Raw genomic sequence first — 13,983 nt, 5'->3', positions numbered from 1 at the left:
CCTCGCGCAGCAGATTCAGCGAATTGAATATCGTTGATGGTCATACAAATCGAACACCCGATTGCGGAACCTTGTCAATGGTCATTTCGCATCGGAAAACGGCGCAGACCTTTGTCGGTGGGGCCTACGCACTCTCGGCGACCAGCCTTTGTCCCTATCGGGATTGACTTCGCATCTGCGACGGTTTTTTGTATGAGTATCAACGATCGACCAAAGGAGCTCGCCATGCCCGTGGACAGTTTTTCCTCACATCGGCACGATGACGCGATACGCCTCGATCGGCAACGCGCAGCAATTATCGTCATCGACATGGTCAATGAATTTTGCAAACCCGGCGGGGCCATGGTGCTGCCGGGCTACGAGACGCTGGTTGCGCCGCAATTGGCGATCATCGAGGCCGCGCGCGCCGGGGGCGTACCGGTGATCTGGGTTCACGACGCCCACCGGGCCGGCATGCGCCGCGAGCGCGAATGGCTGAAGCGAACGCCGCATTGCGTCGAGGGCAGCTGGGGGCCGGAGATCATCGAGGATCTCGGTGCCCGCGACGATGAAATCCACGTGATCAAGCGGCGTTATTCGGCATTTTTTCAAACCGATCTCGACCTGACGCTTAAGGATATGCAGGTCGAGCAATTGGTCATCTTCGGCGTGGTCACCAACATCTGCGTGCGCTCGACCGTCCATGATGCCTTTTTCCAGGGTTATGAAGTGGTGGTGCCAAGCGATTGCTGTGCGGCGACGGGACCGCGCGAGCAGGAGAGTTCGCTCTACGACATAGCGACGCATTTCGGCGTGGTCAGCGATTCGGCAAGCGTCGTCGCAGCCCTTCGCGACGGGACGTCGCTTCAACCGGCGAGTGTTGCGGCTTGAGCTTTTTCGAGCCTGCGGCATCCGAGATAGCGACCAGAGGAGTCCCGGCGTGACGACTGACATCGAATCGCAACCCGAAAGTGCGGCACCCAAAGGGCCGGGCGACAGTTCCAAGCCGCTGAGCCGCGAACAAGTGCTGCAGCGATATGCCAAGACCGGCTACGAGTTGGACCGTCATCCGGCGCACGTGATCCGCCGGGCCCACCAGCGCGCGACGCTGCGCTTCCAGCAAGTCATGGCCGGCGAGGATCTTTCACCGACGCAATTCGCCGCCCTCGCTACCGTACTCAAGCATGGCGAGGTCTCGCAAAACCATTTGGGACGGCTGACCGCGATGGACCCCTCGACCATCAGCATCGTCGTTCGCAAGCTTCTCAAGAACGGACTGATTACCCGCAGCGCTTCCGATACCGACCAGCGCCTGTCGATGATCGCGCTGACCGACAAGGGCACCAGATACACACTCGACCGGCTCGAGCGCAGCGTCGAAGTCGGCCGGCGTTTTCTGTCGCCGCTTTCGCCCGCCGAACAGGCGACGCTGCTTCGCCTGCTCAACCGAATCAATGACGACGATCCATCGAATGGCGACGGCGGAAAATAGCGCGCGTCCCAAAACATTCCCCTGAGATAACAGACGAGGTGCCGATGTCGCTCGACCCGAAATCCAACACGCTTGTCGTGCGCAACATCGGTCTTGTCCTCTCAGGCGATCTCGGCCGCCCGATCCTCGACGCCGACACGATCGTCGCGGTCGATGGCAAGATCACCGCGATCGGCAAAGCCGGCGCGCTTGACGTCGGTGCAGCCGACACCGTGATCGATGCAGGCGGCTCGGCGGTCGCGCCCGGGCTTATCGACAATCACGTCCATCCGGTGGCCGGCGACTGGACGCCGCGGCAGAACCAGATCGGCTGGATGGATTCGACCGTGCATGGCGGGGTCACCACCATGATCTCGGCGGGAGAGGTCCACACGCCGGGCCGTCCGCGCGATCTGGTCGGTTTGAAGGCGCTGGCCATCGCGGCGCAGAGAACCTTTTCCAATTTTCGCCCGAGCGGCATGAAGATACTGGCCGGTGCGCCGATTCTGGAGCCCGGCCTGGTCGAGGAGGACTTCCGCTACCTCGCCGAAGCCGGCGTGACGCTTGTCGGCGAGGTCGGCCTCGGCGGCGTCAAGGACGGGCCGACCGGACGGCAGATGGTCGCGTGGGCGCGCGAATACGGCATGACCTCGATGACCCACACCGGTGGCCCGTCCCTGCCCGGCTCCGGCCGCATCGGCGCGGACGTCGTGCTGGAGGTCGATGCCGACATTGTCGCGCACATCAATGGTGGCCCGACGGCACTGCCCGAAGCGGAAATCCGGCAGATCTGCGAGAATGGCTCGCGAGCGCTGGAAATCGTCCACAACGGCAATCTACGGACCGGACTGTTCGTGCTCGACCTCGCCAGGCAGCGCGGCGAACTTTCGCGCATCATCGTCGGCACCGACAGCCCGGCCGGGTCCGGCGTGCAGCCGCTCGGTATCCTGCGGATCCTCACCATGCTGGCTTCGCTGGGTGGCGTCGCGCCGGAAGTGGCGTTCTGCTTCGGCAGCGGCAACACGGCGCGCGTACGCGGATTGCATGATCGCGGCATGATCGAAGTCGGCCGCGCCGCCGACCTGATCTTCATCGACCAGGCGATCGGCGGCGCCGGAGACGGGATGCTCGACAGCGTGGCGCAGGGCAACCTTCCGGGAATCGGAATGGTCGTGATCGACGGCGTGGTACAGACCCGTCGAAGCCGCAACACGCCACCGGCAATAAGGGTTCCTGAAGTTATTCAGGGATAGCGACGTTTAGCTGACGCCATCCTTGCCAATGATCTTGTCCTTGGTCAGCCCGCCGACGCGCGGATGGGGCCTGCCGGAATCGGTCACCGCTATGGCGACGACGATCTCGTCAGCACGTGGCGCATCGGGAATGCGAACCTCCATGCCGTCAAAATGGCTGCGCACCCGCGCCGCATCCTTGTGGCCGAGCGGAATGTCGAGCGGCACGCCGAGACCGCCACGTTTCTTCGACGAGGGAATGAGCGCGGCACCCTTGCCGAGCACATCGCGAAACGGGGCGCCGAGCCTGGGGTGAAGGATGGCGGCGGCATGCTCGAGTTCGCCGTCGGCTCCGACGGCGGCTGCCTTGCCGAAGCTTTCGATCCGGTCGCCGGGAATGCCGAGAGCGGCGACCGCGCGCTTCGGCAAGACGTCGCCCAGCGCTTCGCCGATGTCGCTCAGCATCGACAGATCTTCGACGTAGGTGCCGGCATAGGGATTGCGGATTACGGCTACGGCCGCCGCTCGGCGGGTCGGCGGATCGACGGGCCGCCCGCCCTCGATCAGGGTTTCCTCGACGATGGTGATGATCCGGCGGATTTCTGCGCTCATCTCAATCCGTCCTCACCCTTGATGTCAGCGGCTGCAAGGCCGCCGACCCGCGCATGAACGCGCGCGCCTGTCGTCATCGCCAGGATGACCGCCATCTCGTCTGCGCGGGGCGCATCGGTGATACCGACCTCGATCGCGTCGAAATGGCTGCGCACGTAAGAGGCATTGATGTGCGTGATCGGAATGTCGATCCGGGTTCCGGGGCCGCCGACCTTCTTGGTCGAAGGCACGATTGCCCTCGCGTTTCCGAGCAACTCTCGCATCGCGTAGCCCCCGGGGTTATGCCAGAGCGCGCCGTGTTCAAGCTCACCGGCAGCACCGACGATGGCGCCCTTGCCATAGCCCTCGATTGCCAAGGCGCCGTCGCCGATGGCATCGATCAGACGTCGCGCCATATCGAGACCGAGCGGCTTCAGATCGTCCATGAAGCCGGTGATTTCCTCGACATACCGCCCGGCAAAAGGATTGGCGATAATAGCGACGATCGCACCGCGCTTGAGCGGGCGTGCCGCAGGTGGCCCGCCCTCATGGAAGATCTCCTCGACCTGAACCAGAAATTTCCTGACTACCACAGCCGGCATTGTCCGCTCCTTATCTCGTCGTTCACGCAAACTCGTTAGAGTACCAACAATTATCCCTGGCCGGGATTTGTCAAGCTTCGACATGGAGGGAACGAGAAAAGGCGCGACGAAACTGCACCGGATGACGATTGACAGCCTGCGGGGCCCCTCATAAACTCATATGACCATCAACGAAATAGCCGTTGTCTCGGCATACAAGCGGGTGGTCAAGGCATGGCTTCAAAAGCTGAAAAAGCTAAAGGGGAATGACATGAAAAGGGCGCTCAAAAGTTTGTTCATGGCCGGCACGATGCTTGCCATGTCGTTCGGATCCGCCGCGGCGCAGGACAAGGTGTCCGTGGCCGCCATCTCGGGATATTTTGCACAGGGCTTCGGTGTTTCCATCGTCAACGGCCTCAACAAGGCCAAGGACGAATTCGGCATAGACCTCAAGCTGGTCGACACCGGCAATCGCGCGCTCGACTATGAGGAGCAGTTCGAGAACCTGGCCAAGGCCAAGCAATACGACCTCATCTTCGTGATGGGCTGGGAACTGGTGGACTCGTTGCAGAAGGTCAGCAAAGCCTATCCCGACCAGCGCTTCGTGTTCATCGACGGTGTGCTCGACGATCCCAACATGATCTATGCCAATTTCGCGGAGGAGCAGGGATCCTTCGTCGCCGGCGCACTCGCCGGCATGATCGAGGGCAAGGGCAGCGAATTCCCCAAGATCGGCGACGGCATGGCGATCGGCTTCGTCGGCGGCCGTGATATCCCCGTGATCCGCAACTTCCTCGGCGGCTACGAGCAAGGCGCGAAATATGCCGCGCCCGACGTCAAGGTGAACTCCGTCTTCGCCGGGACGTTCGACGATCCGGCCAAGGGCAGCGAGCTTGCCCAGGCGCTTTATGGCCAGGGCGCCGACATCGTCTACAACGTCGCCGGCCCGACAGGCGAAGGCGTGATGCAGGCAAGCGCTGCGGTCGACAAATACTCGATCGGCGTTGACATCGACATGTGCGGCACGGCCCCCGGGAACGTACTTGCAAGCATGCTGAAGCGCGGCGACATAGCCGTCTACACGCTGATCAAGGACGAAGTCGAGGGCCGCAAGGTGACCGCCGGCACCCGCACCTTCGACCTCGCTTCGGGCGGCGTCGAGGTCAAGATCTGCGACGATATCGCCCCGACGATCCCGGCGGACGTGACGACGAAGCTGGACGAGATCAAGAAAGCCATTCTCGACGGCAAGATCGAGATTGCCAAGGCGAAGTAGGACAACAACAGCGCATCCTCCCAAGAAAGCGCTTGACTGATCCGCTGCGATTTGCGGCGGATCAGCCTCAATCTGCGAGAGCCATGGTGTCGAACGCATCGGGGTCTTCGAACCCCCACAACACCGGCAACAATGCGGCTGGCCCCGATGTCGCTGGCCCCGATGTCGCTGGCCCCGATGTCGCTGGGATGGCCGTCGCGCTGACGGGCATCACCAAGCGTTTCGGCGCATTCATCGCCAATGACGGCATCGACCTTGCCGTGCGCCGGGGTGAAATTCACGCCATCATCGGCGAGAACGGCGCCGGCAAGACGACACTGATGAACATCCTGTTCGGTCTCCTGCAGCCCGACGAGGGCTCGATCCGGCTGAACGACGAGGAGATCGTGGTCGCCGACCCCGCCGTCGCCATCAAAGCCGGTCTCGGCATGGTCCATCAGCATTTCAAGCTGGTTCCCTCGCTCTCGGTCGCCGACAATGTTTTCCTCGGCATGGAGATTCGCCGCCATGGGCTGATCGATCACGCCGCGCAGATTGCGCGCACGCGCGAACTGTCGGAGCGTTTCGGGCTGCGGGTCGATCCGACGGAGCGCGTCGGACTGCTCTCGGTCGGCATAGAGCAACGCATCGAGATCCTGAAGGTGCTGGTACGTGGCGCGCGCACGATTATCCTCGACGAGCCGACTGCGGTGCTGACGCCGCAGGAAAGCCGCGAGCTCTTCCAGACGCTGCGCAGCTTCGTGGCGGAGGGCATGACGGTAATCTTCATCTCGCACCACTTGGAAGAGGTGATGGAGGTCTCGGACACCGTAACGGTGCTGCGCAACGGCCGGAGGGTGGCGACGCGCCCAACCGTCGAGCTCAGCAAGGACGAACTGGTGCGCATGATGGTCGGCCGCGAGGTCAGCTTCGATCGCCGTCCGCGCGAACCGCAGCACGGCGAAGTGGTCCTCGAGGTGAAAGAACTGTGGGCGCGCGACGACCGCCGCCTGCCGGCAGTGCGCAACGTCAGCTTCAAGGTCCGTTCCGGCGAGGTGGTGGGGATCGCGGGCGTCGCGGGCAATGGCCAGACGGAACTGGCGGAGGTGCTTTCGGGCCTGCGACCGGCGAGCCATGGCGTAGCCCGGCTTAAGGGCCGGAACCTCGCCTCCCTCTCCCCGGCCGAAATCCGCCAGGCTGGCCTTGCGCATGTGCCAGGCGACCGGATGGTCCGCGGGGTCGACCGCAATGCGTCGATTGCGGCAAACATGCTGATGGGCCGCCAGCACCGTGCGCCATGGAGCCGCGGCGGCGTGCTCAACTGGAACGCCATCGGCCAAAACGCCTCCAAGCTGATCAAGGATTTCGATATTCGCGCGCAAGGATCAGGCGATGCCGTCAAGCGGCTTTCGGGCGGCAATATCCAGAAGGTCGTGCTGGCGCGCGAGTTCACCAACGGCGCCGACTTCCTGCTGATCGATCAGCCGACGCGCGGCGTCGACATCGGCGCGCAGGAAGCCATTCATGACGAGATCATGCGCCAGCGCGCAGCCGGCCGCGCCATCCTGCTGATATCCGTGCAGCTCGACGAACTTGCCGCCCTTGCCGATCGCATCCTGGTGATGTTCAACGGACGGATCATGGGCGAGGTCGTCGGAGACGATGCCGACGAGGATCGCATCGGCATGATGATGGCAGGCGTGGCCGTGCCGGAATTCGCCACGGAATCTGCATGATGCCGGAGTCTCCATGATGAACGACAGCTTGCGTGCCGTTTCCGGCCAGATCATCGCCGTCGTCGTAGCGCTGCTCATGGGCGCGATCATCATCCTCATGGTCGGTGAAAGCCCTGTCCGTGTCTTCATGACGCTGTTGCGTGGTGCCTTTGGCGACCAGGCAAAGATTGCCGGGACGTTGCTGCAGACGACGCCGATCCTGATCTGCGGCATCGCTGCCTGCGTCGGCCTGCGGGGCGGCATGTTCAATGTCGGCATCGAGGGCCAGCTTTTCCTCGGCGGCTTTGCTGCCGCATGGGTCGGCTTCGCTTTTCCGCTGCCCGCGGGCATTCACATGCTGGCAGCGCTGGCGCTCGCGGTCGTGGCGGGTGCTGCCTGGGTCGCCATCCCGGCCTATTTCCGCGCCCGCTACAACACCAACGAAGTCGTCTCGACGATCCTGTCGAATTACGTCGCGGTGCTCCTGACCTCCTATTTTACCATCTTCCTGTTCAAGCGGCCGGGTGGCTGGTCGGAGACGCCGCCGATCCTGCCGACAGCCTATTTGCCCGGGATCTTTGACTTCTCGCGGCTGAACTGGGGACTGGTCATCGGCCTGGTGCTGGCGATCGGCGCGGCACTTGTCTTCCGCTATACCAGTTGGGGCTACGGCGTGACCATGGTCGGCTCGGCGCCGAAATTCGCGGAATATGGCGGCATCAACGTGAAGCGACAGGGCTTTGTCGTCCTGCTGCTTTCGGGCGCCATTGGTGGACTGGCCGGTGGCGTCGAGACGCTCGGCGTCCATCACCGCTTCATGGAGGGGTTTGCTCCCGGTTTCGGTTTCGACGGGCTGATTGCTGCTCTACTCGCCAATGGCTCGCCGGTCGCCACCATCTTCACCGCGTTGTTCTTCGGCGCCCTGCGCAACGGGTCGCTGCTGCTCGAGGTCGATACCGGCGCGTCGCGCGAGATCATCACTGTGATCCAGGCGCTGATCATCCTCAGCGTCTCGGCGCAGGTTCTGGTCAGGCGCCGCGGCGACAGCCAGGCTGGGGAGCGGCGATGGAAATTCTAGACAAGCTCGTCAACGTCGCACTGATCGCCGCGACGCTTCGCACCACCGCGCCCATTCTCCTGGTCGCGCTCGGCGGCTCGTTCACCACCAAGGCCGGTATCTTCAACATCGGCCTCGAAGGGCAGATGCTGGCAGGCGCCTTCTTCGCCGTCCTCGGCTCGATCTGGACGGGTTCCGCGCTGCTGGGGGTCGCTTGCGGCGTAGTGGCAGCGCTCGCCTTTGCCTTGGTTTTTGCGGTTCTGGTGGTGAGTTTCCGCGCCAATGAAGTGGTCGTCGGGCTGGCGCTCAACATCCTGGCCGGCGGCATGACGATCTCGCTGATGAAGGCGATCTTCGGCACGCGAGGCTCCATCGTCGGTCAAGGTATCGTCGGCCTGCCGAAAATCCAGATACCCGGCGCCCGCGACCTTCTCGGCTCATGGGCTTCGCTGATCTCCGGCTTCACGCCGATCGTCTATGTCGCCTTCATCGCGGTGCCGCTGCTGGTGCTGTTCTACAACCGCACCCGCCTCGGGCTTTACATCCGCGTCGTCGGCGAGAAACCCGAGGCCGCCGAGGCGCTCGGCATTTCGATCACGCGCGTCCGCTACATCGCGTCGCTGCTGTGCGGATTGCTGGCGGGGCTGGCCGGCGCGCATCTGTCGCTCGGCTACATCACCATGTTTACCGAGAATATGTCGTCGGGCCGCGGCTTCATGGCGGTCGCAATCCTGATCTTCTCCAACGGCGATCCGCTCAAGGTGCTGGCCGGCTGCCTGCTGTTCGGCTTTGCCGATGCCTTTTCGCTGCGCCTGCAGACGTTCGGCTTTCCGTCCTACCTGGTTCTGACAGTTCCTTATGTCGTCGCACTCACGGCGCTGTTCGCCCTCTCCTACCGGGCGCGGCCAAGGATCATCATGGAGACGCTGGCCTCGATGCAAAGGCTGCTGTCGGTGGACAAGAATCCCGGGCCTGACGGCAAACATCCCTTATGAAGGAACCATCCATGGAACGCATAATCCTCGACGTGGATTCTGCAGGCGACGACATTCTCGCCGTGCTGTTTGCCGCGGCCAATCCAAATCTTCGGCTCGAAGGGGTGACCACCGTGACCGGTGCTGCCGGGCCGATCGAACAAGTCACCAATGTCGTCCTCAACACGCTGGCGCTTGCCGGACGCGACGACATCCCGGTTCACGCCGGGGCATGGCGGCCGATCGTCGGCAACGCCAAGGCCGACATGGAAGCGCCGGTCCATTTCGAAAAGCGGCTCGTCGCCCGCTTCGGCGACCGCCTGAAGAAATTCAACCCGCCGGCGTCAACCCCGTCGCGCCAGGCAACGCCTGGGCACGCGGTCGACTTCATCATCGAAACGGTGATGGCCAATCCCGGCGAGATCACGCTGGTGACGACAGGTCCGCTGACCAATGCAGCGATGGTGTTGCTGCAGGAGCCCCGCCTGACGGAGGCGCTCAAGCGCCTGCTGGTGCTCGGCGGCAATTTTCAAACGCCCGGCAACATCACGCCGCTATCGGAATACAACATCTGGGCTGACCCGGAGGCCTCGCGCATCGTGCTGAACGCCGATGTCGAGAAGATCCTCGTGCCGCTCGACATCTGCGAGGACAACCGCGTCGCCGCCTCGATGCTGACGCGCGACGACCTTGCTGACATGCAGGCTGGCGCCAAGGACAATCCCGTTCTCGAAATGATCGCCGACAGCTTTCCGATCTACATCGACATCTGGCGCGAATTCTTCGACCTTGTCGGGTTCCCGATGGACGACGTGATCACCGTGGCGCTGGCTTTCGATCCAGGCCTTGCCACGACGACCGAGCCGCTTTTCGTCGACGTCGTGCTGGACGGGCGTATAGCGCGCGGACAGACCGTTGCCTATCGCGGCCGGCAATTGCTGCCCGGCGGCGGACCGAAGACCACCCGCATCTGTACTGACCTCGACGGGCGACGCTTCCTCGACATGTTCAAACAGACTGTCGCGCAGTACGAGCGGGCGGCGTGAGGGACGATACGATGACCACTGCAACTCCCATCCTGTTCGATTGCGACCCGGGTCACGATGACGCCATCGCGCTGGTCATGGCGCATCGCTCACCGGCTATCAAACTGCTTGGCGTCACCACGACCTGCGGCAATGCCGAGGTCGAAAAGACAACCGCCAACGCGCTGCGGATACTCGAATTCATCGGCGCCGGCGACGTGCCGGTGGCGCAGGGCTGCCATCGTCCATTGGCGCGGCCCTTGGTTCTTGGCACCGCCGACGGGCCAAGCGGTCTGGAAGGCTCGCCCTATCTGCCGCAGGCGACGATCAAACCGGTCAAGCAGCATGCGGTCGATTTCCTCGCCGACACATTGCGCGCCTCGCCCGAGCCGATCCTGCTCGTCGCCACTGGACCGCTGACCAATATCGGCCTTCTGATCCTCAAGCATCGCGACGTGCTGCCCAAGATCAAGGAACTGATCTGGATGGGCGGCGTGTTCTACCGCAAGAGCGAGATCATCACGCCGACCGAGTTCAATGCCTTCTGCGATCCGGAGGCGCTGAAGATCGTCCTGGACAGTAGTGTGCCGATCCTGATGGTCGGCCTCGATGTCACCATGCAGGTGCTGATCGAGGCGCCGCAATATGCCGAGCTCGCGACGATCGACACGCCGCTCGGCCGGCTCGTCAACGACTGGCTGCTGTTCTACGAGAAGCTGCACCGCAATTCGATGGGCGTCGGTGGGGCGATGCACGATCCTCTGGTGCTGGCGCTGGCTATCGACCCGACGCTGGTGCGCACGCGCCCCGCTCACATCGGCGTCAATCTGTCGGGCACCTACGCATTCGGCGCGACCGTTGCCGATTTTTGGGGCGAGCGTGGCGAAAAGGACAATGCGCGCATTGCGCACGAAGTCGATGCGGACCGCTTCTTCAAACTGATGTTCGATCTGCTGCGGGATTAGGCTGGGCGGTGCCAAGGCGCTAAGCCCGACTCGGTGTCTCAGGTCGCTCTGTCCGCCTTCATCCTTCATGGATCGAGCGCGCTGCTGACAAGGCAATACGCGCCATAGCTGCCTCTTGACCGTTCGTCGCCACGGCATTGACAAAATATTTTGTCAATGCAAAAAAAAGAGAATGCTTGAGCTCGACGTCATTGAGCTGCCGGCAGCGGCGGCGCTGGCCCTGGATCCGATGAAAACCCTCCTACTCCAGGAGCTTGCGGCACCTGCGTCGGCCGCCTCGCTTGCTGGGCGGCTCGGCCTCACGCGGCAGAGAGTGAACTATCATTTGCGGGCGCTGGAAGACTGCAAGCTGGTCGAGCCGGCTGAGGAACGCCAATGGGGCGGCCTGACCGAACGCCTGATGGTCGCAACCGCAGCGTCGTATGTCGTCTCACCGGCGGCGTTGGGCCCAATTGCAGTCGATCCGGAACGCACCAACGATCGTCTGTCGGCCAGTTATCTCATCGCCTTGGCGGCTCGTATCGTTCGCGAAGTCGGTGGCTTGTGGCGGACCGCCCGTCAAAGCGACAAGCGTCTTGCGACGCTTTCGATCGACACGGTGATCCGGTTCAGATCGCCCGCCGATCGCGCGGCTTTCACCGCCGATCTCACGAGGGCCGTAGCGGCGCTCGCGGCTCGTTATCACGACGAGAATGCGCTCGGCGGACGGCCCCATCGGCTCGTGGTGGCGTCGTATCCCGCCCCTGGCGACGCCAAACCCTGAAAAGGAGTGTCCCATGCCAATCAAGAAAGACGAAACCGGCAAACGCTGGGTCGAGATGGAGTTCATTGCTCCCGGGACACCCGAGCAGGTGTGGCGGGCAATGGCGACAGGTCCCGGTAACACTGCCTGGTTCACAAAAACCAGCATCGAAGAACATGTCGGCGGCAAGCTTCATTTCGACTTCGGTCCCAACGGCGCCTCCACCGGCGAAGTGACGATCTGGGAGCCGCCGTTCCGTTTCGGCTATGTCGAACGCGACTGGAGCGAAGGGGCGCCGCCCGTCGCAACGGAGATCACCGTAACCAGCCGGTCGGGTGATCGCTGCGTTGTTCGCATGGTCCATTCGCTGTTTGCCTCAACCGACGATTGGGATGATCAGCTAGAAGGATTCGAGGGCGGCTGGCCCAGCTTTTTCGAGGTGCTGCGCGTTCACCTCTCGCACTTCGCCGGCGAAAAAGCCGCCAGCTTCATCGTCATGACCAGCACGGAGGCCGACCAGCTCTCGATTTGGAGGCGGCTCACCGAGACGCTCGGTCTCGCCGGCGCGAATGTCGGCGAGGAGCGGAAGGGCCCGCAACAGCCGGAGAAATTGTCCGGCATAGTCGAATGCGTGCGGCAGGACGACAAGCAGCGCTTCATCATGCTGCGCCTGAATACGCCTGCTCCCGGCATCGCCCTGATCGGAACCCACGGCTCCAACGGCGGCGCAAATGCCAGCATGGCCCTGTATCTTTATGGCGATGACGCGAAGCAGCGCGCCGCGCAGAGCGAGCCTAAATGGCGGAACTGGTTTGGCGAAACGTTCAAGCATCCAGGCTGACGGATGGCCCGATGAACTCTGCCATGAATAAACCGGACGATTAGGGTTTTTGCGTCCAAAAACTAGCGCCATTCCTTGATCTCAGCCTCCCACGGATATACATTTAGCTCGACGTATATCCATAGGAGAGAGTGATGCAGGTCGCCAAATGGGGCAACAGCCTCGCCATCCGTCTTCCGGCCGTTGTGGTCGAGGCCCTCGAACTCAGGGAAGGCGATGAGATTGAAATCCATGTCGCCGATGCCCGACGTTTCGGCGTCGCGCGCAAACCTGCGCGCGAGGAATTGCTGAAGCGACTTCGCGCCTTCCGCGGCCGCCTTCCCGCCGATTTCAAGTTCGACCGGGATGAGGCGAATGCCCGGTAGCTTCTTCGACACCAATGTCCTTGTCTATATCGCGTCGGGCGATCCCGTAAAAGCCGACCAGGCGGAGATGGCCATCGCCGCTGGCGGTGCGATCAGCGTGCAGGTTCTCAACGAACTCTCCAATGTCGCCCGCCGCAAGATGAGGCTGTCGTGGATCGACACCCACATGTTTCTGTCCACGCTGCGCGGCCTGTTGACCGTCCATCCCCTCACCGTCGAAACGCACGAGACAGGACTGGCGCTGGCCGAGCGTTACAGTTTTTCCATTTACGACGCCATGATCGCCGCAGCAGCGCTTCATGCTGGCTGCGACACGCTGTGGTCAGAAGATATGCAACATGGGATGGCGCTCGACGAAGGGCTTCGTATCGCCAATCCGTTTCGGCCAAGCGCCTAAAAGAACGACCCGGAATCTCTTAGTGGCCATTCAGTGACAGTTCCCCAATGGTAAACATCCTGCGCAACTTCCCGACTGACGGCATAGCCGTGCGTAGCTCCTCAGGTGGATTGAAAGGCGGACAGGGCCGAGACGACAGCCAGGACAGCGAGCACGGCACCCGCCACCCGGCAGATAACGCGGTGACGCCGCATTGCGGCTGCGCGCACGACTGGGCGCGAAAGGACAATGGCCAGGAATCCGTACCAGCCAATATCGAAGATCGCGACGACGGTCGCCACCAGGAGCATCTCGCTCGAGTTCTGGATCGGCAGCATCAGCCCCATGAAGGCGACCGCAAAGAAAGTGGCGGCTTCAGGCGAAAGAAAGCTGATGAGAAACCCTCCGGCGAACAAGCCGGCCTGCCGTTTGTGAGGCGTTTCGTCCGTGGCAGGCGGCGCTGTTCTGGCGATGCGCAGTGCCATCCAGCAAAGGACTGCCGCCCCTGCGATCTTGACAGTCGGCATCGACAGGGAGGCCGCAAGGTGAACGGCGCCAAACGCCACTAGGACCGCCAGAACGGCGGTTCCGGCGCCGATGCCCGCCAGCAGCGGGATCGTCCTGCCGAAGCCATGCAGCGAGGCGAGGCTGCCGGTAGCCAGTCCGATCGGCCCAGGCGTGATCGTGATCACCGTGTAGGCCGCCAGGAATTGGAGCATCGCCGTCGACAAAAGAAGCGAGCTTGACATGGCACCCCTCCCTGATTGTTGCGTTCCACCGCTACCCGAAGCGGGCTGGCGGGTACGCAAATCGC

16 protein-coding genes are annotated in these 13,983 nt (G+C 62.8%); 13 read left to right on the top strand and 3 right to left on the bottom strand.

Translation table 11 applies throughout. From position 1 onward, the window contains the following. Positions 1–225 precede the first annotated feature (225 nt). From NKH73_RS21370 to NKH73_RS21360, 3 genes are read left to right on the top strand one after another with little or no spacing between them, the layout of a single operon-like run. Positions 226–870, top strand: a complete 645-nt coding sequence (locus NKH73_RS21370) for a cysteine hydrolase family protein (RefSeq protein WP_352935930.1) — start codon at positions 226–228, stop codon at positions 868–870. A gap of 49 nt (positions 871–919) precedes the next feature. After that, on the top strand, positions 920–1,471 hold the full coding sequence (locus NKH73_RS21365; RefSeq protein ID WP_352935927.1) for a MarR family winged helix-turn-helix transcriptional regulator: 552 nt from the start codon (positions 920–922) through the stop codon (positions 1,469–1,471). Between the two features lie 44 nt (positions 1,472–1,515). Beyond that, the gene (locus NKH73_RS21360; RefSeq protein WP_352935923.1) at positions 1,516–2,703 is read left to right on the top strand and encodes an amidohydrolase family protein; all 1,188 of its coding nucleotides are present in this window, start codon (positions 1,516–1,518) and stop codon (positions 2,701–2,703) included. A gap of 6 nt (positions 2,704–2,709) precedes the next feature. Here NKH73_RS21360 and NKH73_RS21355 read toward each other — a convergent pair whose 3' ends face one another. Continuing rightward, positions 2,710–3,294 carry an amino acid synthesis family protein gene (locus NKH73_RS21355; protein WP_352935921.1) on the bottom strand — a complete coding sequence of 195 codons (585 nt, stop codon included), beginning with the start codon at positions 3,292–3,294 and terminating at the stop codon, positions 2,710–2,712. Continuing rightward, on the bottom strand, positions 3,291–3,875 hold the full coding sequence (locus NKH73_RS21350) for an amino acid synthesis family protein (protein WP_352935919.1): 585 nt from the start codon (positions 3,873–3,875) through the stop codon (positions 3,291–3,293). The genes NKH73_RS21355 and NKH73_RS21350 overlap by 4 nt, the downstream gene beginning before the upstream one ends. 250 nt (positions 3,876–4,125) lie before the next feature. Here NKH73_RS21350 and NKH73_RS21345 point away from each other — a divergent pair, with 250 nt between their 5' ends. The 10 genes from NKH73_RS21345 (at position 4,126) to NKH73_RS21300 (ending at position 13,190) form a co-directional block, all read left to right on the top strand. After that, positions 4,126–5,130 carry a BMP family lipoprotein gene (locus tag NKH73_RS21345; protein ID WP_352935916.1) on the top strand — a complete coding sequence of 335 codons (1,005 nt, stop codon included), beginning with the start codon at positions 4,126–4,128 and terminating at the stop codon, positions 5,128–5,130. Between the two features lie 188 nt (positions 5,131–5,318). Next, positions 5,319–6,845: an ABC transporter ATP-binding protein gene (locus NKH73_RS21340; RefSeq protein ID WP_352936152.1), complete on the top strand. Its 1,527-nt coding sequence runs from the start codon at positions 5,319–5,321 to the stop codon at positions 6,843–6,845. 13 nt (positions 6,846–6,858) lie between these two features. Continuing rightward, on the top strand, positions 6,859–7,902 hold the full coding sequence (locus NKH73_RS21335) for an ABC transporter permease (protein WP_352935912.1): 1,044 nt from the start codon (positions 6,859–6,861) through the stop codon (positions 7,900–7,902). Then, entirely contained in the window at positions 7,890–8,876 is a 987-nt protein-coding gene (locus NKH73_RS21330) for an ABC transporter permease (RefSeq protein WP_352935909.1), read from the top strand. The genes NKH73_RS21335 and NKH73_RS21330 overlap by 13 nt, the downstream gene beginning before the upstream one ends. An 11-nt stretch (positions 8,877–8,887) precedes the next feature. Continuing rightward, positions 8,888–9,901 (top strand): nucleoside hydrolase, encoded by a 1,014-nt coding sequence (locus NKH73_RS21325; protein ID WP_352935906.1) that lies wholly within the window; start codon positions 8,888–8,890, stop codon positions 9,899–9,901. Positions 9,902–9,912: 11 nt separating this feature from the next. Continuing rightward, positions 9,913–10,845, top strand: a complete 933-nt coding sequence (locus tag NKH73_RS21320; RefSeq protein WP_352935904.1) for a nucleoside hydrolase — start codon at positions 9,913–9,915, stop codon at positions 10,843–10,845. Between the two features lie 172 nt (positions 10,846–11,017). Then, entirely contained in the window at positions 11,018–11,608 is a 591-nt protein-coding gene (locus NKH73_RS21315; RefSeq protein ID WP_352935902.1) for a helix-turn-helix domain-containing protein, read from the top strand. After that, positions 11,538–12,428 (top strand): SRPBCC family protein, encoded by an 891-nt coding sequence (locus tag NKH73_RS21310; protein WP_352935899.1) that lies wholly within the window; start codon positions 11,538–11,540, stop codon positions 12,426–12,428. Before NKH73_RS21315 ends, NKH73_RS21310 begins: the two co-directional genes overlap by 71 nt. A 134-nt stretch (positions 12,429–12,562) precedes the next feature. Beyond that, entirely contained in the window at positions 12,563–12,793 is a 231-nt protein-coding gene (locus NKH73_RS21305) for an AbrB/MazE/SpoVT family DNA-binding domain-containing protein (RefSeq protein ID WP_352935896.1), read from the top strand. Further along, the gene (locus tag NKH73_RS21300) at positions 12,783–13,190 is read left to right on the top strand and encodes a PIN domain-containing protein (RefSeq protein ID WP_352935893.1); all 408 of its coding nucleotides are present in this window, start codon (positions 12,783–12,785) and stop codon (positions 13,188–13,190) included. The genes NKH73_RS21305 and NKH73_RS21300 overlap by 11 nt, the downstream gene beginning before the upstream one ends. Positions 13,191–13,291: 101 nt before the next feature. On the opposite strand, the gene NKH73_RS21295 is transcribed toward NKH73_RS21300, so the two are convergent. Next, complete coding sequence (locus tag NKH73_RS21295) at positions 13,292–13,918, bottom strand: LysE family translocator (RefSeq protein WP_352935890.1); 627 nt, start codon at positions 13,916–13,918, stop codon at positions 13,292–13,294. Positions 13,919–13,983: the final 65 nt, after the last annotated feature.

The organism is Mesorhizobium sp. M0938, assembly GCF_040319125.1.
GTDB classification, from domain to species: domain Bacteria; phylum Pseudomonadota; class Alphaproteobacteria; order Rhizobiales; family Rhizobiaceae; genus Mesorhizobium; species Mesorhizobium robiniae.
The sequence above is the reverse complement of the archived record's forward strand: the minus strand, read 5'-3'. Positions and strand labels throughout refer to the sequence as shown.

Excerpts from the sequence above, each read along its gene's own strand:
- NKH73_RS21370 (WP_352935930.1), top strand. The coding sequence starts at position 226 with ATGCCCGTGGACAGTTTTTCCTCACATCGGCACGATGACGCGATACGC.
- NKH73_RS21360 (WP_352935923.1), top strand. The coding sequence starts at position 1,516 with ATGTCGCTCGACCCGAAATCCAACACGCTTGTCGTGCGCAACATCGGT.
- NKH73_RS21355 (WP_352935921.1), bottom strand. The coding sequence starts at position 3,294 with ATGAGCGCAGAAATCCGCCGGATCATCACCATCGTCGAGGAAACCCTG.
- NKH73_RS21350 (WP_352935919.1), bottom strand. The coding sequence starts at position 3,875 with ATGCCGGCTGTGGTAGTCAGGAAATTTCTGGTTCAGGTCGAGGAGATC.
- NKH73_RS21345 (WP_352935916.1), top strand. The coding sequence starts at position 4,126 with ATGAAAAGGGCGCTCAAAAGTTTGTTCATGGCCGGCACGATGCTTGCC.
- NKH73_RS21340 (WP_352936152.1), top strand. The coding sequence starts at position 5,319 with ATGGCCGTCGCGCTGACGGGCATCACCAAGCGTTTCGGCGCATTCATC.
- NKH73_RS21335 (WP_352935912.1), top strand. The coding sequence starts at position 6,859 with ATGATGAACGACAGCTTGCGTGCCGTTTCCGGCCAGATCATCGCCGTC.
- NKH73_RS21330 (WP_352935909.1), top strand. The coding sequence starts at position 7,890 with ATGGAAATTCTAGACAAGCTCGTCAACGTCGCACTGATCGCCGCGACG.
- NKH73_RS21325 (WP_352935906.1), top strand. The coding sequence starts at position 8,888 with ATGGAACGCATAATCCTCGACGTGGATTCTGCAGGCGACGACATTCTC.
- NKH73_RS21320 (WP_352935904.1), top strand. The coding sequence starts at position 9,913 with ATGACCACTGCAACTCCCATCCTGTTCGATTGCGACCCGGGTCACGAT.
- NKH73_RS21315 (WP_352935902.1), top strand. The coding sequence starts at position 11,018 with ATGCTTGAGCTCGACGTCATTGAGCTGCCGGCAGCGGCGGCGCTGGCC.
- NKH73_RS21310 (WP_352935899.1), top strand. The coding sequence starts at position 11,538 with ATGCGCTCGGCGGACGGCCCCATCGGCTCGTGGTGGCGTCGTATCCCG.
- NKH73_RS21305 (WP_352935896.1), top strand. The coding sequence starts at position 12,563 with ATGCAGGTCGCCAAATGGGGCAACAGCCTCGCCATCCGTCTTCCGGCC.
- NKH73_RS21300 (WP_352935893.1), top strand. The coding sequence starts at position 12,783 with ATGCCCGGTAGCTTCTTCGACACCAATGTCCTTGTCTATATCGCGTCG.
- NKH73_RS21295 (WP_352935890.1), bottom strand. The coding sequence starts at position 13,918 with ATGTCAAGCTCGCTTCTTTTGTCGACGGCGATGCTCCAATTCCTGGCG.